Raw genomic sequence first — 18,929 nt, 5'->3', positions numbered from 1 at the left:
GATGTAGCTCTGGACATGTCCAGAGCGGAGGCGTTCAATTGAAGCTGGGGCGTCTGCGGTGCTCCGGTGGCAGCTGTCGATGGCAGCCACGCTTGCTGTCCGCTGCGAGGAGGGGGCGGTATGGACCAGCAAAAATCGGATGAACAGGGGCCAGCGCAGGTTGCGGCTGCGGCGTTCGTATCACTGCGGCTACCCAGCCACCTGACGCTGGAGAGGCTCATCGTAATCGTGGCTGTCCGACGACGGCGTCGAATCGAGATCGAAGCCACGACGATCCTCAACGGCACGTCCGTCTGCGGTCTCTGGTTGTCGACGGATACTCGGGAAATCATTTTGCACGCCGTCACGGACTCAGCGCTCCATAGGCAGCAGTTCATCCTTCATGAACTTGGACACATGATCCTGCGCCACGATGAGCTGGGAATTTCCTCCGACTATGCAGCCAGCCTCTTTCCCAATCTTGACGGAGAGATGGTGTCGCGAGCTTTGGCACGGAGCAGCTTCGTCGACGATCTGGAGGCCGCAGCTGAGACTCTCGCTGATCTTCTTGCCGGCGCTATCCGCGACAGCACCATGGAGCCAAGGTCATTTGAACAGGTCTTCGGGTGATCCAGGCAGTCGCGGCCACGGTCATCTGGGGCCTCGTCCTGTGCTTGCTGCCCGGCGCGCGCACGAGGAAAGACCACAGCATCCTCGTTGCCGCCCTCGCGATCGCAACCGCGCTCACCCTGAACGTCGATCCAATCTATCTCGCGGGTGATCGAGCCCTCGGCGGCCACAACCTCCTGGATCTCCTCGCGAACATTTTGATGGTCGTGGGAATCTACTTCCTTTCCCAGGCGATCCTCCGGGCCGCAGAGCTTAATGATGCACCTGTGTGCAGAGACCGTCGCGGCCTCCTAATTTTGGGTTTAGTCTCCGTGGGGCTGGTCCTTGCATTCCTCTGCATTGAAGCACCGGCGTCCTCAACAAAATTCATGTTGGATTACGGGGACCAGCCTGCTGCCGCCCTCTATTCGGCGATCCAGTTTGTCTACATCGGGGTGGTCGTCGGCGTGACCGGATACGTGTGCTTCAGATTCCGACGGCGGATGGCCGCTTCCTACTTTCGCGTCGCCTTCACCCTCATTGGCATTGGCTGCTTCCTCGCTCTCGTCGTAGTGTTCTCAGTCTTGGGAATGGACCTAGCCCATCTTCTCGGAGACCACTCGACCATGCAGCAGTTGGCTGCCATCTACGACACCAGTTTTGTCGGGGCGATGTTGTTCCTGTGTGCTGGACTGGCCCTGCCGCCAGTAGCACGCCGGATCGTCCAGCGAACGCAACAGAGGACTCAAGCTGACTTACTCGAAGACCTCTCATCCACTTGGGAGAAAGCAACAGCTACCCGCAAAGATGGACGCTTGGTGACGCCCGTTGGAGTCATTGAGCGGGGGGACCCAGAGACGCGGCGGCTTCATCGGATGCTCGTCGAGATCGAGGATGCTCTCCTGATGGATCCCGCGGCTGCTAAGTTGCTGGATGAAGCTGATTTTCAAACATTAACTCGCACAGAGAATTACCTCGCTTCCCATAGGGACACGCAGGGTGGTCGATTGGACACGACGCGACGGGGGAGGGGAAAGAACCCAAGTGGCAGATGATGCCGTAGAACCCCTGGAGCCGCCGCAGGCCAGGCTCGCTCGCAAGATCAATCTCTTGCTGGATTTGTATGAGTCCCGAGGAGCAGGGCCCTTGTCCTACAGGGAAGTCAGCGAAGCTATGTCCCAACATGGCACGCCGTTGTCGCGGTCAAGATGGGCCTACATGCGGAGCGGTGACAGCTCCCTGGCTATGGACAAGGGTCTGCTGCAGAACCTTGCGGCATTCTTCGGCGTGGATCGCCGATACCTTCTTGATGACTCAACAGAGATACCGGAACTCGTGGAAGCCCAACTCAACCTCCTTAGGTCGATGCGGGAGGCTCGCGTGAAAAATTTCGCAGCAAGGCAATTGCAGGATTTGTCTCCCGAGACGCTGGCGCGACTTAGGGAGGTCATTGACAAGCATGTCAGGAGCGCAGATGAAGACTCCTAAGATGCTGCGCCTTCTCACCATTGCAGCCGTATGCGCATCTTCAGTGACGTTCTTGGGAGCTGCCTACTTTGCGCGCAGGGTGGTCGTGCCGAGCACTTCACGACGGGAGGATCTTTCCATCAGGAAAGTCTTCTCCGGCGAGGATGGATCCCTGAGGATTGAACTGCCAGCGACCCCATTAACCAGAGCACCAGGCCGCTACAGCTTGTGGTTCGGCAACGGCAAGGGCCATGCCTGCATTGGTGCTGTCGTAGACGAAGGCACGAATGCGGGAACAGTGACTCGGCTCGTGGAGCGAGTCGACTCCGGTGACATACACGCTGCTACCGCCGGCATTTGGAGCGGGTACGCATACTCCAAACCAGAGCAACTGGGCCTGCCTTTTGAGGACGTGGAGATTCCGGTCGACGGCGGTATGGCACCAGCATGGAAATTCGCGCCCACGGTCGCCGGTCCAGTGTCTTCGACGTGGGCCATCCACGCGCATGGAATGGGTGGAAAACGAGCCGGCGCCCTTCGCGGTGTTCCTGTTGCGAGCAGACTCGGCATCACATCGCTGGTCGTGTCGTTCCGGAACGACGGCGAAGCGCCGCCGTCGAAAGATTCCCGGTACTCCTTGGGCCAGAACGAGTGGTTGGATGTCGAAGCGGCTATTAGGTACGCCGTGGACCACGGCGCAGAGCGGCTCGTATTCTTTGGATGGTCTCTTGGCGGTTCCATGGCTCTGCGTGCAGCAAACCTCTCAGCCCATTCTGATCGGATCATCGGCCTGGTGCTGGTGGCTCCCGTCCTGGATTGGACTGAGACCCTAACGTCTAACGGGAGCGCCAGTGGATTGCCGAAAGTTATTGCCAAGGCTGGGCTGAGCATGTTGGGTTCGAAAGCAGGCCGCTGGGTCACGGGCCTCAAGCAATCCATTGACCTCTCCGCGCTGAACTGGGTAACCCGCGCCGGTGACCTCAAGACGCCGACCCTCATATTGCATGGGATCGACGATAAATCGACACCGGTCACAGTCTCTGAGCGATTCGCTGAGCTACGACCCGACCTCGTTCAGTTGGTTCGGTTCAAGGTTCCGGGACATTCACTCGAGTGGAATGCCGACACCGAGAGGTGGGAGTCATCCGTTACGCGGTTCCTGAAGTCGCTGCCCGCGGATTGAAACGAAGCCGCAAGGTCTGCAAGTTCCCTTTCGACCTCATCCGGCCGCGCTGTGTACGTTCCCGACCCGAGGATGACTACGCCTGCTTCGCATAAAAGACTCAGATGCTTGCGTATGGAGGAAACAGACACGTCGAGGGCTGCAGCGACTTCGCGGCAGGTCGCCGGGCCATGGGTGAGCAAATAGCGAATGAGGCGGCTTCGCGTCCGGTTCATCAGGATGTTCGCCATGAAGACCACAATCAAGTGACGAGGGAATCGCTTGTAGCCCGCTGTAGACGGGTCTACAGCAAAACGATACGCTCATGCACATACGGATGGAAGGACGAAGCCCCGCTTATTGCATGTGGGGTTGGCCAAGGCAATACTGGGCACAATTAGTGACTCACTGACGATAGTCATGTCTGGTCTGGGAGGTGAAGCGTGTCTGGAGACGACAAAGGTCTCAAAGGCGCGGAACTGTCTCCCCAAGCCGAACTTGCACGCCGCCTAAACTTGCTGCTCGACGTCGTCGTTGCAGAGCGAGGACAACCCGTCACATTCCGCGAAGTCCAGCAAAAGCTGGCGGAGAAGGGCATCAAGCTTTCCAGGGCCCGCTGGTTCTACATGAAGGACGGCACAGGCAGGCTGGTGAGCGACCCGGCGCTACTGGGCGCCTTGTGCGACATCTTCAATGTGGATCCGGCATATCTGATGGGCAGCGACGCCGCAGATCTTCCCGAGCGCATCGATTCCCAGCTTGAGTTTGTGAAATCTCTCCGCGCTGCGAGAGTGAAGACGTTCGCGGCCCGCACCCTTGGCGACGTATCACCAGAGACACTTCGGGCGATCACGGAGTATCTGAACAAGGACATCAGCCGCCGGCCAGAAGGGGAGAGGGCCGAGGCCGGTCCGCGGTTAGACGCGGACGAGGCGCCGGAGCGCGCCGACTAAACGTCGGGCTCATCTTTCCAGCCCACTGCGGCTACTTTTCCATCAAGTACTTGAGGTGGGCGTCGAGGAGTTCCTTGATCCGGATAGGGTTCGCCGAATACCGCGGTGACCGTCCCTGCCTACGCCCAGGCTCGACGTCGACCATGACCACACCGGCCTCTTCGAGTGCGGTCAGATGCTTGGCCACGCTGGGATCGCCCGCGCTGACAGCAGCGACGATGTCTCCGCGCGTCGCCGGCCCGCTGGCCGTGAGGAATCGAAGAATTTCGTTTCGCGCCCGGTTGCCGAAGGTTGCGACGGCAGCTTCGACGTCGGCCGACCAGGCGGCATCGTGAGGCTGCGTAATTCTCGGCATAAAGTCATTCTTCCCGAAGGCAGCGCAAAAAGTAAGAACAGCACTCTTGACGATACTTTAGCTATCGTCGACAATAATTCTTGTAGCTTCTTCTGATCGTTGTTGGATCTTCGCATCCACTAACTGGGGTGGCCGTTTGCGCGACTCTGCGAACTACTCGATCTGAACAGTCAAAGCGGTGAAGCCATGGAGATTGAGGCCAAGGCGTATCAATCTACAGAAGGACCAGAGACGGTCGCTGACGTTGATGTCTCATTGCGAAGCGCACCTCCGCCGGGAGAACCCGTCATCCAGATCGACCAGATCATGGTCGCGGTCGATGGGGTGCACCGTTACGTCACTTCTCGGCTCGCGCGTATCGGGCGATCCTGCGATGTGGACGATGTCATGCAGGACATCCGGGTCGCCGTTTGGGACGGGGTTGCGCGTGGACGCTACCGGGAGCTGCCCGGTATCCCGTTTGAAGCGTGGGTCCAAGGTGTCTGCAATAAGATCTGCGCTGCCCACATCCGGCGCGAGCTTAGCCATCAAACGTTGCCCTTGCTTGTTGACTTCACGACGACGGAAAGCTCTCCGGAGCTTCTTGCTGTCGTCCATGCCGGTGCAGCAGGAAACGACGTCGAGAACTATGTTGATCAGGCCTGGGCACACGCCATGCTCGGCCTGGTCCAGCGCAGCGTAAGCGAGGAAACCTGGAGGCTTGCCGTATCCAGCCTCACAGGGCCGAGACATTACGGACCTCCGTCTCCCAAGGACCGGCGTCGCTGGCATGCCGTAACCGTCGTTCGTCAGACCGCTAAGACAATCAACACGGCATTGAACTGCCACCCCGAACCCGGACTAGGCGTCGACGATCTCTGCCGGTGCGCTGCCAACTGCCTTCCCACAAACATTCTTCGAAGCGTCGCGGAGACTATCGTCCGTCCGGGCCTGCGGGGACTGGATAGGTCCGTTCAGATGGCCGCTCTGGCTTGTGAACTCGGCGTCACTGAGAGGTACATCGCGGTGAATATCGGATTTGCCCGGCAGCTGTACCAGGCAGCTTGGCGCGTGCTTCAGCACGAAGTTCATAGACCGGCTCTGTAGGTCGTGGGTTTCGGACATCGGTTTGGACGATGAATTGGTTCCGTAGAGTTAGCCGCCGGGAGTGGCTGGCGGCAGGGCTGGTTGCCCTGCTCATGATTAGTGCGGTCTTCCTACTTTGGCCTGCCAATAGCCCCAGCGAACCGGTCCCTCCGACCACGTCCGCAACCGCGCCTTCAGGGGCTAAGCCATCAGGCACTGCCACTGCACCAGGCGATACGTCCGGTGTTCCTAACGAGGCGCTCGCTACGGCGGAGGCAACGCCGGATGCTTTGCCACGTACCCGCGATTACCGGGCGCTCGCTGTAGCGGCAGCAAAGGGAGTCTATAGCTGGGACAGCCGTTCGTCGTCGTACTCGGATATATATGCCAGGGTGCGGTCCTGGTGGGAGTTGCTGCCTGATGGATCCAATCCCTTATCTGTGCTGGTTCGAGAGTTTGAAGGGACAGGCGTGACAGCGGGGACGTTCACCACCCTGGCAGACCGGTCCGCTCGCCGAAGCGGCACCGCTGAATTCCTGCGCTGCGATCTCGAGTTGGCCAAAGTTCAGGAGTATCCGGCCCCGTGGGAGGGCCTTCACGTGTGCACGGTGACGGTGCAAGTTGTGGACGAGTCCAGCAACGGCAAAAGTGCCTATGCGGCACCCGTTACGGTGATGGTCAACTGTCCTCCTGCCACCACCGCTCCATCTGGACGCTGCGCCATGGTTGCCTTCTACGCAACCGCAGAGAGAATCGTTTACTAGTGGCTGGACTGGTGGCCGTCGCAGGCTTCATGCGGCGCCGGGCATTGGTGAAGGCCGTATCGGCTGCCGCTTTCCTCGCTCTGATAGTTGGCGCCATGGCATTTGCCGGAGGCGTGGCGGCGCTAACGGGTATGGCGCGCCAATCCGCAGTCGCCTGTACACCAGTGGGATCCGAGGTGGCCACTGCCCCTAACGTCACTGGTGCCGGTTTGGAAGTTCGGAACGCCGGACGCTTGCTCTACGAGCTGACGCCTCGTCAGGAGAGCGTTGCACGGACATACATCGCGGTCGGCAAGCAGCTTGGAATACCGCGCTCCGGGCAGATCATCGCCATCATGATGGCGCTGCAGGAGTCAAGCCTGCGTATGCTCGCGAACCCCAGCGTGCCAGCTTCCCTACATTTCCCCAATGACGGCCTCGGACGTGACCACGACTCGATCGGTTCGGCCCAACAACGTCCGGCGGCAGGCTGGGGGACCGTTGAGCAACTGATGGATGCCTCCTATAACGCGCGTGCCTTCTTCGGCGGGCCGTCGGGACCGAATCAGGGCAGTCCTCGAGGACTGCTGGATATTCCCGGTTGGCAGACAATGGACAAAGGTCTGGCGGCCCAAGCCGTCCAGGTGTCTGCTTTTCCTGAACTGTATGCACGTTGGGAGCCGGCGGCCACGGCAATCGTGGCTGCGCTTGAGGGCGGCACTGCTCCTGCCTCTTGTGCAGATTCCTCGCCAGCGCCTCGGCCTACGGGATCTTCAGGTAACTTGAGCCAGCTACGGCAGGACATTCTGAAGTTCACCAAAGAAGGTTTGGGCGGAAGATATGTGTGGGGAGGGACTGCCTTCAAAGCCTGGGATTGCTCCGGCTATGTGCAGTGGATATACAGGCAAGCCGGAATCGAGCTGCCCCGAGTAGAACAGTGGCGCGTTGGTGTCCGAACAGAGGATCCCCAACCAGGGGACCTCGTGGTTCAAAACCCGCAGGGGCCGGATAACTGGGGTCACGTCGGCATCTACGCGGGTGACGGCCTGATGTGGAGTGCCCTCAACCCGGCGGTAGGGACACTGCTGCACCCCGTCAATTGGAATCCTGGCGCGGCCTACTTCGACCTGCTAAGGCGCTGAGTACATCTAGCCTGAACGTTCGGCCACAGGTAGCCCTTGTGCTGACCCTCTCACGGGAGTCTTGCTTGCGACCGCCGGAAGGCTAGCTAGCCTTTCGGAGCTACTAATTCACCACCTGCAGCGCATGAACGATGATGGCACTTGCTTCGCCAACTGCTGGAGGGCAACCGGCGCCCGCATCGCTGCAGCGGGTGCACAGGAAGCGTCTCGAGCTCGGGCGGCGGTGCAAGGGCACGACCTGGTGTATCTGCTCGACGCGAATAAGAAGCTCAGTAAGCATGCGGCACGCTAAAGAATCCTCTTGCCGGCCAAGGGCGCCCCAATGCCGTTATTTATGTCTGATAGTCCTGGGCCAGGACAATCCCTAGGAGCACATTCGAGCGGCATGTTGCTACGTTGAATATGAAACCTACAATCGTATTCACCCGCTAGGAGTCTGTTCGCCTGAGTCTTCTTGCGCTTCTTTTCGAAGTGCTTCAATCAGTTCTTCGATTTCGTCCACTGGAATGTCGCCGACCCCCAAGAAGTTGAACAGCAATTGCCCACCGTTGCCCAGTTCGAAGTCCGCTAGATCCATATTGAACAGCCCGAGTCCCAGCCGGGGTGTCTTCTTTGCCGGTGCACCCATGATGCTGAGTCCGAACGGCCCCATTGCCCTAAGCTCCTCGTGGACGGCCCATCCTTTCCACGAATTGATACCTTGACCGACTTCGATGCCGCCGAGGTCGAATTCTTCCTTCCGCCCAATCATGGAAATTAGGCTGTACTGCGTCCACGTAAGTCGCTCAGCGGTGTTGATCATCCAAACGGCCGTTTCCAGAGGGATCTCGTCGTGATAAGCAATCTGCGCGAGAAGACAGCCCAAATACTCAAGTTTCCTCTCCTGCGGCTCACGTTGGGCGGCGATGAGGACTGCCTCCACGACTTCTTCTCCTGGGCTTGGAAACCCCTTGCTACTTGACCAAAAGCCATCGTTTCGCACTCGGCCGCCATCATCTTGAATCTGCTTCATAGATTCCATGGCGAAGATCATCACAGCCCCAAGCCGATGCTCTTCCTTGCGACTCATTATTCGATTCGCGAGATCGTGCGCGACGCCAGCGACTACAGGGCCGGCGGCAGCACCGATATACGCAGCTTCCGGTCCGGCGGCACTAAGCAACATACCGATGCCTACTGCACTGACATCCCCAAGCGAGTCGGTCGCGCGAGCGATTATTTTTTCAAGTCTTCCATCCGGCATATCCAAGATATACATCACGTGTTCGGAAATCGCCGGGAGACGTAGTGGGCAAGTGTCATCTCCACTTCACACACCTGAGAACCCATCGCTACTAGAATCGAGCGACTAAAACTTCTGCGGCAAGAAAGTGAGACGAAAGGTTTAGTCGAACTGTTCTGGCGACGGAATGAAAGTCATGTCGCTCCGCACCGCGGCCTCCATGAACCCGTGAGCTCATCTGCTCACTCCATGGAATACAACGGACGGAGCACCAATGTTTTTCGCAGCGGTGGACCCGGGGATCACCCCGAACGCGAGCTTTCCCTTTCTGGAATCGCTCAAACAGATAGGCGGCGGCATCCTCGTCGGCGCCTTCATCATCATTGCCATCGTGGCGATCATCGGTGCCGCGATGCTGCTGGCCGGCAAGCTTAGCCAGTCGTCGCGCCTTGCCTCCGGTGGGGGAGTGATCCTCCTGTGGACAGGTCCGGTGGCTGCCATTCTCGGCGGCATCAACGGCTACATCCTCTGGTCGCAGACCGCCTTCCCACTCGGGTTCTAAGTCATGCCCGTTGAGTGCGACCTCAATGGATGGTGGCCGCCCGGCTGCGGTTTGGTCTCACAAACGAACGACAACGCCATGGGCGCAGTCACGTCCCTCTTCGCCAACATCCTCCAAAACATGGCCTCCTGGCTTTGGGCCTTTATTACCGGCGCCTTCTCTGTATCGAACGTCGACGACTCCCAGTGGCTCTCCATCGAGGGTCTGACGAGCTGGTGGGTCGTCGTCATGATGACGCCCCTCGTCGTCGTGATGATCCTCCAGGTCCTGTCGGGCCTGATCAGCCAGCAGCCGAGACGGATCGGCCGCGCGATGCTCGGCGGCGCAGCCGCCATTCCACTCGTCGGGGCTGCCGTCTATCTTGTTCGGCAACTCACGCGGGCGAGTGACTTAGCCTCAGCCGCCTTGCTCGAATCGATTGGCTCGGACCCATACCTCGTGTTCATGAGGCTTTTTGGATTCGAACGGGCACCAGAAGGAAGTGGTCGAGAATGGAACTTGGTCTCGCTGGCACCTGGGACGACAGGGGGCCCAGTCGGAGCCGTCGTCGTCACAGTGATGGCAGTTATTGTCGTGTGGATCCTTGCCTTCATCCTGATGTGCTCAATGATCTTCCGTTCCTTTGCGCTCGTCGTGTTAGCGGCCGTCGCGCCGGTGGCCCTGATGCTGCTGCCCTGGGACAAGACAAAATCCTGGGCACGCCGCTGGTGCGAGGTGGTCATTGCCCTGGTGTTGGCGAAACCCTTAGCAGGAACGGTCTTGGCCGTTGCGGTGAAGCTCTTTGCAGAGTCCAAGTCCTTTGCCGGATTGGCAGCCGGAACGGTGGGTATGGCGCTTGCCTGCGGCGCCCCTTTGATGGCCCTGCGCTTGGTTAGCTTCGCGGGCGGGGAACTCGCGGCAGCGGCCCAAACGGCCGGCGGGGGCCATGTTCTGTCCCGCAGCAGTAGTGTGGCGGCTCGGCAGATCAGTAGGCAGACAGGGGGCCGCCTTACACTCGCGAGCCTGGTAAGTCGTTCTGCAATGACTCGCCCCATCAGCTCAAGCCGCAGTATTTTCCCGACTCAAGCGCTGGCACCCGCTGTCCGGTCCGGGATGCCGTCGAACCAAGGCGACGGGGGCCAATTGTCCCTGAGAAGCGGGCCCTCGACAGGAGCTCCGAACACCCTGCACTCACCAGGGTCGCAGCAGGGGTTGGTGCGCGTAGATCCTCACGAAAAAGGCGGGACTGCCCCAGCAAACGCGCGGCAGGCCTCAGTCGGAGGCGCCGAACCGCGAGCGCATCCCAACGAAAGCGCACCGGACCCTTCGAGGGCGCGGCCTCCGAAACCCCAATCACCAAGAATCAACCCTCCGAACGGAGGTACCCCACATGTCTGAGGACGCGCGTGCCCTTGAGGCCGTCAAATTCCCGAGGTACGAGCGCCGCGGCTTCTTCCTTGGCCTCAAGTGGTATCAGTTGCTGATCGTCGCAGGGGGAGGGGCGGTTGCCATCGTGGCTTCTGCGAGCAGTGGGCCGGTCGGTCTGTTCTCCTCCGGGCCCCTATGGCTTGGGCTTATGCTGCTCGGGCTCCTCCAGTATTCCCGAATCCCTTATCCGGTATGGGCGAAACAGCTCGCTTTGTTCTTCTACAGGGCCGCGGTGGGACAAACCCGGTTCCTTGCAAGACCCACGGCTCCACAGCTTGCTGGTCGGCTCGCTCTGCCCGGCGGCCTCGGCAACCTGGAGATCAGAACAACGGCCGGTGGAGAATGCTTCGTGGTCGATCGCCACGGCAGGGAGGCTATCGCGGTGCTGCGCTGCAGCACGCGGTCCTTTGCACTCCTGGATGCGGATGACAAAGCCTGGGCGGTCCAGGCCTGGTCGCGTGTGCAAGCGGGCATGGCCCAGCGGCCAGGCGTAGCAAGAATCGCGGTCCAGGATTACACGTTGCCCTACCCGTCGTCGGCGCTCTGGGAGTTCTACAAAGACAACGCCCCGCCGGCACAAGCCGACGAGAAGGCTGCGTGGGGACAACGCGCGTATGAGGACTTGCTCGGTGCAGCCGGATCAACCATGAGCCACGAACTCCTCGTGGCGGTAGTCCTGGACACAAGCAAGGCTCGACGGCGGATCAAGGAGTCCGGCGGAGGGCTGGTAGGCCTGGAACGCGTCCTGCGGCTGGAAGTCGAGGCGATGAAAACGTCGCTGGGTACCCACAGCGTGAAGGTGGACGAGTGGATTGGCGAACCCGGACTGCTAACCATCATCGGTGCCGCATTCGATCCCGCTGCTTTGCCGGCTGCTAAAGCGCCGGCGGCGGAAGCCCCGCCGTCGGACGAGCCGGCAAGTAAGGCGATGGATACCCTCCACCGCCACGGCCCGATGGCAGTTGAGGAACACTGGACCTACCTGCGGACCGACACCGGGTTCCACCAGACTTTCTGGATCGCTGAATGGCCGCGCCAGAAGGTCTTCCCGGGCTTCCTGCACCCCTTGATCTATGTGGGAGAATTCCGCCACACGTTCACGGAAGTTATACGGGCAGTGCCTACCGCGGAAGCCCTCCGTGACATCCGCTCCGCCCAGGAGGCGCATGAAACCCGTCGCCGTATTAATGCCCGCTTCGATAGGCCTCTCACCCGTGAGCAAAAGGCCGAGGAAGAAGAAGTGATCCAGAGGGAGGAAGAGATCGTCGCCGGCCATGGTGACGTCCGCCCGGCTGCCTACATTACGGTTACCGCGACTTCGCTCGAGGACTTGGCACGGCATCGCCAGGAACTTGAGTCCGCTGCCGCAGGAGCATTCGTTGAGCTTCGGCTTCTCTACGGACAGCAATGGGCCGCGTTTGTCGCCGGCAGCCTGCCGCTTGGGAGGGGACTGCGTTGAAACAAGCATTGAAAAGCTTCGAGTATCTACCGTCGGGAAAGAACCGACCGCAAGGGAAAGCACGACGGCGGCCCGCGCCACCTGCCGCAGGGTGGGCGAGTGCCGGGGAAGGCAAGAAGCAGCGCGACCCCCAGGGGCTTCGCCTCGCGGGTGACTGGGGGAGTAACGAGCCAAACTCGCTGCGGGGTCCGCATCGGTTACGGCCCGCGCCCCACCGTGCATCGACCATGACGTTTGCGGCCGCCTACCCGTTCCTTACAGAGTCGGGGCTTGGACACGAGGGAACCTACATCGGCACCGACGTGTTCGGGTCGGGGGCCTTCTCCTACGATCCATGGATCCTGTACGACAAGGGGGTCATCAGCGGCCCCTCCATTGTTGTGATCGGGACGGTTGGCACCGGCAAGTCAATGTGCGGCAAGTCGTTGGTAACGCGGTCAATCACCCTAGGACGAAAGGCAGCTGTCGCGTCTGACCCCAAGGGCGAGTGGGTTGCGGTAGCGGAGGCTGTTGGCGGCAAAGTCATATCCATTGGCCCGGGCCGCCCTGCAAGGGTGAATCCCCTCGACGCCGGTCCCCGCTCCACTGCCCTTACAGAGGCTCAGTGGCAAGCGGTGGTGAGGCAACGCCGTCGCTATCTCCTGGGGGCCTTGGTTTCACTCATGCGGCAGGGCACGCCCCTTCGGCCTGTGGAGCACACGGCCTTGGACATCGCACTCATGGAAACCATGAGAGAGAACTCAAACCCAACCCTGCCCATGGTGCTGGACCACCTCCTCAAGCCGTCGAAGGAGATGACCGCCCTGGTCGGCTCAGACGGAGCAACCGCCGTCAGCCATTCCCTGCGACGTACAGTGTCCGGTGATCTCGAAGGGATGTTCGACGCACCATCCACGGTGGCCTTCGACGCAGACGCTCCCATGATGGTGATGGATACGTCAGCACTGATCGGCGCATCCGAGCAGGCGCTTTCGCTGGCCGCAGCGTGCGGCGCCACGTGGTTGGAAGCGGCCATCACCAATCCCGACGGCGGGAAGCGGCTTGTGGTGTACGACGAGGGTTGGCGGATGCTCGCAGATCCGTACATGTTGGCAAAGATGAGCGAGCAGTGGCGACTCGCCAGAACCTACGGGATCGCGAACCTGCTCATCATGCACAAGGTCGCGGACCTGAACGAGATCGGTGACAGCACGAGTGGACACAGGCAGAAAGCCCTGGGCCTGCTGACTGAGGCTGACACCAGGGTCATTTACCGGCAGAAGCACGATGCGATGCGCCTGACCAAGGAAGCGCTCGGCCTGACCGAAGCTGAATGCGAGCATGTTGAGAACCTTCCGAAGGGTGTCGGGCTCTGGAAAGTGGGCAACCGCTCCTTCATCGTTGCCAATCGAGTGACCACTGACGAGCTTGCCGTTTTCGGGACAGATGACAGGATGCTGTGAGACGGCCAGCGAGCTCGCGGGCGGCAAGCGACAACCCTTTGGTCACGGCTGGGCTTTTCGCCGCCGCAGCCTACGTAAGTCTCTGCGCAGTGGTGCAGGCAGCAGCGCACGTGGCCGGCTCTTGGCAGTGCGGCACCATGCCGCCGTCGCCCTTCAACCCTGCCGCCGCCGTCGGACTCATCGCCAACAGAGTGGAATGGATCATTGTTCGCCGGGCTGATTGTGTGCTTGGCACAGACAGCGTCTGGTGGGTTCTCACCCCGGCTCTACTGCTGGTTGGTGCGCTCGCCGTCGGTGCGGTGGTCCTTTGGCGGCGATGGAAGCAATCGGGTGGTTGGCTGCGCCAAGACATCTTGAACCGCGACGGCGTTGCCCGCCGTGCGGAGATTCTTCACGATTTTGGCGCGAGGGCCGTGCGGAAAAGAGGAAAGTTCACGCGTCCAGGACTCGCGAATCCTTCAGTGCAGGACGTGTCATGGATGCTGGGCCGCTCCCGCGGTGTCACCGTCCACGTCTCCACGGAAGAGTCGTTGGTGATTCAAGGTGCTCCGCGATCAGGCAAGGGGCTTTATGTCGTCATCAACGCCATCCTTGACGCGCCGGGTGCTGTGGTCACGACGTCAACGCGCGCGGACAACCTCGTGGTGACGATGAAGGCACGGACATCCGGAGGCCGACCCGTCACCGTTTTTGATCCGCAGGGCATGTCAGGACTTCCATCGTCCCTTCGCTGGTCGCCCGTACGTGGGTGCGAGGACCCTGACATTGCTACCCGGCGGGCGCTAGTTATCACGGCGGACACCGAGATGAAGGGCGAGAACGCTGCCTGGCAAAAGCGCTCGCTGATAGTTCTTCAGTGCCTGCTCCATGCTGCGGCGCTGTCTGGCGAGGGAGTGACGGCTTTCCGACGCTGGTCTTCCAGTCCTGTACTGGCGCGGGAAGCACTGGAGGTGCTGAGTCGGCCGGGTGCTGCACTGGGCTGGCAGGCCGACCTGATGGGCATCCTGGAAGATGATCCGCGGAACACGTCCAACTCATGGATTGGGGTTTCGGCGGCGGTGGCACCACTGTCATCGCCCAAAGTGCTCGCCGCACTGAATCCGCAGGACGAGTCGGAAGAGTTCGATCCCAAGGCCTTCATACGGGATCGGGGGACTCTCTATCTCATTGGTACACGAGCCGGTGCAGCTGCTGCAGGACCGTACCTATCCGCACTGATCGATGACATCGACAATGCAGCACGGGAAATGGCCTTCGTATCCCCAGGGGGCCGGCTGGATCCGCCGCTTTCCCTGATCCTCGACGAGATCGCCAACCTTGCCCCGTGGCCTGGGCTCCCGGTTGCACTGTCCGACGGCGGCGGCATTGGGATCTCAACGCTGGTGGTTCTGCAGTCCCTATCCCAGGCCCGTTCGGGCTGGTCCATTGACGAGGCATCGACCATTTGGGATTCGGCCATCATCAAGGTGATCTTTGGGGGTGGATCCGACGAACGGGACCTGCGCTCACTCGCTGCCTTGCTGGGGGAGCGGAGCCTCACACTCACCACCCGGTCCTGGTCCTCGCAGGGGCGGCAGGACGGTGAGCAGATACGCGAAAGTCCAGTAATCGCCCTGGACGAGATTCGACGCCTGCCTGTGGGCACGGCACTCATGCTCGGCAGGCGGACCCGGCCCATCCTGTTGGACCTGCTTGAGTGGCACAAACGAAAGGATGCGGGGGAGCTCCGCCGCCTGAAAGGCGAAATGGAACGTGTATTGGCCGACGGGCACAGGGACCGCCAGCAGAAGAGCGAAGGGGCGCCGGATGCGCAGCCATAACGACACTGACGAGTTCGACGTGCCGTCCTCGGGTTCCTTCGGGGACGACGAGATCACCGCGCAACTGTTCAGATCGGCTTTTGCTCCACCTGGCGGCTCCAAGACCGTAACCCGACGCTGGCGGGAGATGACGCCAGAGCAGTCGCAGGACGCCTGGCGATCTCTGTTCTCTTGGGTGAGATGGCTTGTCGCCACGTACCAACTGACGACGTCGGTCGTTCCAGACTGCTGGTGGCGTCACCCCGAGACGGTGGCCGAGCTATATGCGCTGCAGCGCGCGGAGCTTGCCTCCTACACACCAGATGACCCGGGCTTCGGCCCGCTCGCCTTTCACGAAAGGCTCCCGCACGCCGTCGAACGCCTGAGGACGCATACCAGGACTGCAGGATGCGTCGGGCTGCAGCTGCACAAGGAACCCGCACCGAGGATTCTGGCCAACAACGACCCTGCCTTTCTCGAGTGGTGTAAGGCCGCCCATCAGCTGGTTCCTGACTTCTGAGTCATGTCGCTCGTGCGGCACCCAACCATGAACCGATGTCTGCGCAGCAATGCTGCGGTCCAAGAAGCATGAAGGGTGGCTGTCGTGGCCGCTAGATCTGAAGCACCTTCCACTATCCCCTCTGGCCAGACTCCCGATCAGGACGGACTGGGCGCTCGCCGTATGGCGCCGGAGGAACGCATTACGGCCTTGATGGATGGCCTGCATTCAATTCTGGAGCAGGCCGTTGACTCGCCATCGCATTGGCAGGTTTTGCTCGACGCGTCCGCCACCCTGTGGCGCTACTCCGGCGGCAATGTTGCCTTGCTAATGATGCAGATGGCACAGCGAGGGACCGATGAGCCGACGCTGGTCGCGGGGTACAAGGAATGGGAGCGGCACGGCCGCACTGTCCTGCGGGGTGAGCATGCGTTATGGGTTATCGCACCCAGGACCGCCCGGGTTCAACAGATGCTTCTGCCCGACGGTACGCGTCAGCGCGTCCCCCTGGGCGATAAGCTGCCCAGCGGCGCAGTCGACGAGGGGAAGAAGACCCTCATCACCGGTTGGCGCGGTCAGGCAGTATTCGACGTTTCCCAGACCCAGGGCGCACCGCTGCTGGTTCCGAGACCAGCTAATCATTCGTCTGTGGAGGCGCCTCAGCTGTGGGAAGCATTGGCTGGAGTCGCCCGCGCGCGTGGTTTCTCAATCCACGTCACTGACGCGCAGTACGGACTAACGAGCGGCTTCACCGACTTCGCTCAGCGCCAGGTTCAGGTGGGCGGGTGGCTAAACGCTGAGGAACGAATTGCCGTGCTGGCCCATGAGCTTGGGCATGTTCTGCTGCATGGTCCGAACGACAATGTGGGCAAGCTGTATGGGAGCAGCGTGGACCACCGCGGATTGGCTGAAGTCGAAGCTGAGTCAGTTGCGTACACCGTCCTGAAAGCGCACGGAATTGACCGGGGTCCCCAGTCAGCAAGCTACCTATCCGGCTGGGCTGACGCAGTGATTGAGGCGGAGCATTCAGCCGCGGGTAACGACTCCTCCCGCAGCCAACCTCCTTCCCGCGTGGAGATAGCGAAGTCAGTCCTGGGGCGGGTCACGGCAGCCGCAAAGCAAATCCTTGAAGTAACTGATCCTCCGGGTACCGGTGGAAAAGTTCCGGTGGCTGAAGCCGGTCCTAAGCTCCAGAGCCAGGAAACCTATGCGGGCTTGCAGCAGCCGGACGGGCCCTCGCGAGGGTTGGAGATCTCGGGCCCCTAGCCGACCAAAAGCGTTGGACGGGACCGCCCCGTCCGCGAAGGAAAGGACAGAAGATATGAGCACAAAGATTCCGGTCAACATCGTCGGCAATCTCGTTGCCGACCCCGAGCTCACCTACGGGGAGTCGGGTGTGGCGCACGCCAAACTCCGGGTCGCTGTGAACCAGCGGATTCAAGGAGCAGACGGATCCTGGCAGGACGGAGAGCCTGTTTTCCACAACGTCTCGGCTTTCCGCGCGCTCGCAGAGAATGCTTCGAACTCCTTGAAGAAGGGTGACCCCGTTACGGTGTCCGGCGAACTTGAGTTCCGTGCCTTCGAAAAGGACGGGGAGAAACGTGAAGCCCGGCGCATTGTGGCTGAAACCATCGGTCCTGACCTCCGCTTTGGCACGGCCGCGTACCACCGTTCTCCACGTGCCGCGGCTGGTCCAGAAGCTGCAATGGGAGCTGGTCTGCAGGCAGCCCCAGAAGCAGCCCAACCCGCCTACAGCATCGCTACGAAGGGTCCCGTGGCGGTGCCCCCTTTAGGCGGGCAGGAGCGAGCTGACATAAGCATGTAGCTGATTGCTGCTGGCAGTGTGATGGCCTGATCCTCATTGGACCAGGTCATCACCTTGTCAACGCTCCACGTGACGCTCAGACGCTTTCGGCCGCCGCTCTAAGACAGTCGGCGAAATTGTCCAGGCTTCAGCTGCACCAGGATCGGCAGCGCGAGCTGGACCGGTGCGGCGCCGACCGGTTTGTCGAGAAGATCGTTGATCGACGTCTGTCCTCTCAGCTCCCCTGAGGGATCTCTTTCCATGCCCACGACCCTAGGCACGACCGCGAGCCTTGCGTTTCTTCGACACGCATGGCGCTACTCGATAATTACCTGAGCGTCGCCGGAATGGCTGCCAACTACAGCGCACTACTGCCCTTCCACTCATCAGGCTTTACACGCCTGATGCTCGAGGAATGCGCCCAACCCATGCGGTATTTGCCGGAAGTATCCAGCCACTCGATGAGGCCGTACTTGTGGGTCCACCCGACGGCTTTGCCGTAAATTCCGCTGACGTACACGAGCGGACGCCCATACTTCGGGAAATCTCGGATGGGTGCGGGGTCATCTATTGGCCGGCTTGCTTCGGCGTCCATGCGCATCATCATTCGCTCAACATCTTCAGGGGAGCCGGACTTGATCATGAAGCTATTTTAGAACATACGTTCGAATGTTTGTATCGACCGGAGCGTCGTGACAGTAAATGCGACTAGGGGTTCCGGCCTTCGGCGGGTGCCCAAGCCAAGCAGTCGGCGGCTCGAATGAAATATGTCTCTGGCCAGGGTGTGCTGGGCATTACTTGAGTGGGGTCGGGGGCGATGAGCAGGACGGATCCTGGCCATAGTGGTTCGGGTAGTGCTTCTATCCAGGCACGTTGAACGTGGTTAAAGCGGTTCCACAGGATGGTGACCCACGCGCCGGTGGGTTGCACCGCGTCGACGCTGAGGAGGGTAACCTCTGTCGTGGTCCCGCCGGCCAGCTTAGCGCTGTCGAAGGATCGCCATCTGTTTGCTGCGTTTGCCAGCCAGGTCCGCCGTTGGGCAGATCTTTTCCCCCACAGCAGCGCCAGCACTAGAAGAGTTGCCAGCAACAAGCTGCCAACGATGACCTTCATGACGAAAGGAAGTTCCGTGGCGGCCAAGGCTATGAATGAGAGGGCAAAGACTATGAAGACAACCGAGCTGGCTATCACTAGTCCGGTTGTCGCTACCTTGGGTCTTACCGCCGGATTGACGACCATTCGCATTACCTCCTTACCAGA

At 60.7% G+C, this 18,929-nt stretch carries 22 protein-coding genes; 16 read left to right on the top strand and 6 right to left on the bottom strand.

Annotated elements, in window-relative coordinates; all coding sequences use genetic code 11:
- The first annotated feature begins 120 nt into the window (after positions 1-120).
- From B5520_RS10685 to B5520_RS10670, 4 genes are read left to right on the top strand one after another with little or no spacing between them, the layout of a single operon-like run.
- Entirely contained in the window at positions 121-609 is a 489-nt protein-coding gene (locus tag B5520_RS10685; RefSeq protein ID WP_079597054.1) for a hypothetical protein, read from the top strand.
- Positions 606-1,643 (top strand): hypothetical protein, encoded by a 1,038-nt coding sequence (locus tag B5520_RS10680; protein WP_079597053.1) that lies wholly within the window; start codon positions 606-608, stop codon positions 1,641-1,643. The genes B5520_RS10685 and B5520_RS10680 overlap by 4 nt, the downstream gene beginning before the upstream one ends.
- A complete protein-coding gene (locus B5520_RS10675; protein WP_254865546.1) occupies positions 1,633-2,076 on the top strand; it encodes a hypothetical protein in 444 nt (147 codons plus the stop codon). Before B5520_RS10680 ends, B5520_RS10675 begins: the two co-directional genes overlap by 11 nt.
- Positions 2,063-3,238, top strand: a complete 1,176-nt coding sequence (locus tag B5520_RS10670) for an alpha/beta hydrolase family protein (protein WP_176156840.1) — start codon at positions 2,063-2,065, stop codon at positions 3,236-3,238. The genes B5520_RS10675 and B5520_RS10670 overlap by 14 nt, the downstream gene beginning before the upstream one ends.
- On the opposite strand, the gene B5520_RS23250 is transcribed toward B5520_RS10670, so the two are convergent.
- Positions 3,130-3,453, bottom strand: coding sequence for a helix-turn-helix domain-containing protein (locus tag B5520_RS23250; RefSeq protein ID WP_368483723.1), 324 nt, complete (start codon positions 3,451-3,453; stop codon positions 3,130-3,132). The genes B5520_RS10670 and B5520_RS23250 overlap by 109 nt on opposite strands.
- Before the next feature lie 207 nt (positions 3,454-3,660).
- On the opposite strand from B5520_RS23250, the gene B5520_RS10660 reads away from it, so the two are divergent.
- Positions 3,661-4,170, top strand: coding sequence for a hypothetical protein (locus B5520_RS10660; RefSeq protein WP_231454644.1), 510 nt, complete (start codon positions 3,661-3,663; stop codon positions 4,168-4,170).
- 31 nt (positions 4,171-4,201) lie between these two features.
- On the opposite strand, the gene B5520_RS10655 is transcribed toward B5520_RS10660, so the two are convergent.
- Positions 4,202-4,525 carry an ArsR/SmtB family transcription factor gene (locus tag B5520_RS10655; RefSeq protein WP_079597050.1) on the bottom strand — a complete coding sequence of 108 codons (324 nt, stop codon included), beginning with the start codon at positions 4,523-4,525 and terminating at the stop codon, positions 4,202-4,204.
- 186 nt (positions 4,526-4,711) lie between these two features.
- On the opposite strand from B5520_RS10655, the gene B5520_RS10650 reads away from it, so the two are divergent.
- From B5520_RS10650 to B5520_RS23050, 3 genes are all read left to right on the top strand, one after another.
- Positions 4,712-5,611 (top strand): sigma factor, encoded by a 900-nt coding sequence (locus B5520_RS10650; RefSeq protein ID WP_079597049.1) that lies wholly within the window; start codon positions 4,712-4,714, stop codon positions 5,609-5,611.
- Between the two features lie 449 nt (positions 5,612-6,060).
- Positions 6,061-6,354 (top strand): hypothetical protein, encoded by a 294-nt coding sequence (locus B5520_RS10645; protein ID WP_079597048.1) that lies wholly within the window; start codon positions 6,061-6,063, stop codon positions 6,352-6,354.
- The gene (locus tag B5520_RS23050) at positions 6,354-7,475 is read left to right on the top strand and encodes a C40 family peptidase (RefSeq protein ID WP_079597047.1); all 1,122 of its coding nucleotides are present in this window, start codon (positions 6,354-6,356) and stop codon (positions 7,473-7,475) included. The genes B5520_RS10645 and B5520_RS23050 overlap by 1 nt, the downstream gene beginning before the upstream one ends.
- 421 nt (positions 7,476-7,896) lie before the next feature.
- Here the strand turns inward: B5520_RS23050 and B5520_RS10630 are convergent, their stop codons facing one another.
- Positions 7,897-8,733, bottom strand: a complete 837-nt coding sequence (locus B5520_RS10630) for a hypothetical protein (protein ID WP_139386238.1) — start codon at positions 8,731-8,733, stop codon at positions 7,897-7,899.
- Positions 8,734-8,971: 238 nt separating this feature from the next.
- Between B5520_RS10630 and B5520_RS10620 the strand changes: the two genes are divergently transcribed.
- From B5520_RS10620 to B5520_RS10585, 8 genes are all read left to right on the top strand, one after another.
- Positions 8,972-9,259, top strand: a complete 288-nt coding sequence (locus B5520_RS10620) for a hypothetical protein (protein WP_056084497.1) — start codon at positions 8,972-8,974, stop codon at positions 9,257-9,259.
- A gap of 78 nt (positions 9,260-9,337) precedes the next feature.
- The gene (locus B5520_RS10615; RefSeq protein WP_176156839.1) at positions 9,338-10,636 is read left to right on the top strand and encodes a type IV secretion system protein; all 1,299 of its coding nucleotides are present in this window, start codon (positions 9,338-9,340) and stop codon (positions 10,634-10,636) included.
- Positions 10,629-12,125 carry an SCO6880 family protein gene (locus B5520_RS10610; RefSeq protein WP_079597042.1) on the top strand — a complete coding sequence of 499 codons (1,497 nt, stop codon included), beginning with the start codon at positions 10,629-10,631 and terminating at the stop codon, positions 12,123-12,125. Before B5520_RS10615 ends, B5520_RS10610 begins: the two co-directional genes overlap by 8 nt.
- A gap of 227 nt (positions 12,126-12,352) precedes the next feature.
- A complete protein-coding gene (locus B5520_RS10605; protein WP_079597041.1) occupies positions 12,353-13,567 on the top strand; it encodes a hypothetical protein in 1,215 nt (404 codons plus the stop codon).
- A gap of 89 nt (positions 13,568-13,656) precedes the next feature.
- Positions 13,657-15,387 (top strand): type IV secretory system conjugative DNA transfer family protein, encoded by a 1,731-nt coding sequence (locus B5520_RS10600; RefSeq protein ID WP_139386236.1) that lies wholly within the window; start codon positions 13,657-13,659, stop codon positions 15,385-15,387.
- Entirely contained in the window at positions 15,374-15,886 is a 513-nt protein-coding gene (locus tag B5520_RS10595) for a hypothetical protein (RefSeq protein ID WP_079597039.1), read from the top strand. Before B5520_RS10600 ends, B5520_RS10595 begins: the two co-directional genes overlap by 14 nt.
- A 162-nt stretch (positions 15,887-16,048) precedes the next feature.
- Positions 16,049-17,131: an ArdC-like ssDNA-binding domain-containing protein gene (locus B5520_RS10590; RefSeq protein ID WP_079597038.1), complete on the top strand. Its 1,083-nt coding sequence runs from the start codon at positions 16,049-16,051 to the stop codon at positions 17,129-17,131.
- A 55-nt stretch (positions 17,132-17,186) separates the two neighbouring features.
- Positions 17,187-17,690 carry a single-stranded DNA-binding protein gene (locus B5520_RS10585; RefSeq protein WP_176156838.1) on the top strand — a complete coding sequence of 168 codons (504 nt, stop codon included), beginning with the start codon at positions 17,187-17,189 and terminating at the stop codon, positions 17,688-17,690.
- A 98-nt stretch (positions 17,691-17,788) separates the two neighbouring features.
- Here the strand turns inward: B5520_RS10585 and B5520_RS22745 are convergent, their stop codons facing one another.
- The 3 genes from B5520_RS22745 to B5520_RS10575 form a co-directional block, all read right to left on the bottom strand.
- Complete coding sequence (locus B5520_RS22745; protein ID WP_176156837.1) at positions 17,789-17,932, bottom strand: hypothetical protein; 144 nt, start codon at positions 17,930-17,932, stop codon at positions 17,789-17,791.
- A 95-nt stretch (positions 17,933-18,027) separates the two neighbouring features.
- The gene (locus B5520_RS10580; RefSeq protein WP_139386235.1) at positions 18,028-18,312 is read right to left on the bottom strand and encodes a hypothetical protein; all 285 of its coding nucleotides are present in this window, start codon (positions 18,310-18,312) and stop codon (positions 18,028-18,030) included.
- Between the two features lie 65 nt (positions 18,313-18,377).
- Entirely contained in the window at positions 18,378-18,908 is a 531-nt protein-coding gene (locus tag B5520_RS10575) for a hypothetical protein (protein WP_079597035.1), read from the bottom strand.
- Between the last annotated feature and the right edge of the window lie 21 nt (positions 18,909-18,929).

This window comes from Arthrobacter sp. P2b (assembly GCF_900168295.1).
Taxonomy (GTDB): Bacteria; Actinomycetota; Actinomycetes; order Actinomycetales; family Micrococcaceae; genus Arthrobacter.
The sequence above is the reverse complement of the archived record's forward strand: the minus strand, read 5'-3'. Positions and strand labels throughout refer to the sequence as shown.

Coding starts and splice junctions, on each gene's coding strand:
- B5520_RS10685 (WP_079597054.1), top strand. CDS start 121: ATGGACCAGCAAAAATCGGATGAACAGGGGCCAGCGCAGGTTGCGGCT.
- B5520_RS10670 (WP_176156840.1), top strand. CDS start 2,063: ATGAAGACTCCTAAGATGCTGCGCCTTCTCACCATTGCAGCCGTATGC.
- B5520_RS23250 (WP_368483723.1), bottom strand. CDS start 3,453: ATGAACCGGACGCGAAGCCGCCTCATTCGCTATTTGCTCACCCATGGC.
- B5520_RS10655 (WP_079597050.1), bottom strand. CDS start 4,525: ATGCCGAGAATTACGCAGCCTCACGATGCCGCCTGGTCGGCCGACGTC.
- B5520_RS10650 (WP_079597049.1), top strand. CDS start 4,712: ATGGAGATTGAGGCCAAGGCGTATCAATCTACAGAAGGACCAGAGACG.
- B5520_RS10630 (WP_139386238.1), bottom strand. CDS start 8,733: ATGTATATCTTGGATATGCCGGATGGAAGACTTGAAAAAATAATCGCT.
- B5520_RS10620 (WP_056084497.1), top strand. CDS start 8,972: ATGTTTTTCGCAGCGGTGGACCCGGGGATCACCCCGAACGCGAGCTTT.
- B5520_RS10615 (WP_176156839.1), top strand. CDS start 9,338: ATGGGCGCAGTCACGTCCCTCTTCGCCAACATCCTCCAAAACATGGCC.
- B5520_RS10610 (WP_079597042.1), top strand. CDS start 10,629: ATGTCTGAGGACGCGCGTGCCCTTGAGGCCGTCAAATTCCCGAGGTAC.
- B5520_RS10605 (WP_079597041.1), top strand. CDS start 12,353: ATGACGTTTGCGGCCGCCTACCCGTTCCTTACAGAGTCGGGGCTTGGA.
- B5520_RS10595 (WP_079597039.1), top strand. CDS start 15,374: ATGCGCAGCCATAACGACACTGACGAGTTCGACGTGCCGTCCTCGGGT.
- B5520_RS10590 (WP_079597038.1), top strand. CDS start 16,049: ATGGCGCCGGAGGAACGCATTACGGCCTTGATGGATGGCCTGCATTCA.
- B5520_RS10585 (WP_176156838.1), top strand. CDS start 17,187: ATGAGCACAAAGATTCCGGTCAACATCGTCGGCAATCTCGTTGCCGAC.
- B5520_RS22745 (WP_176156837.1), bottom strand. CDS start 17,932: ATGGAAAGAGATCCCTCAGGGGAGCTGAGAGGACAGACGTCGATCAAC.
- B5520_RS10580 (WP_139386235.1), bottom strand. CDS start 18,312: ATGATCAAGTCCGGCTCCCCTGAAGATGTTGAGCGAATGATGATGCGC.
- B5520_RS10575 (WP_079597035.1), bottom strand. CDS start 18,908: ATGGTCGTCAATCCGGCGGTAAGACCCAAGGTAGCGACAACCGGACTA.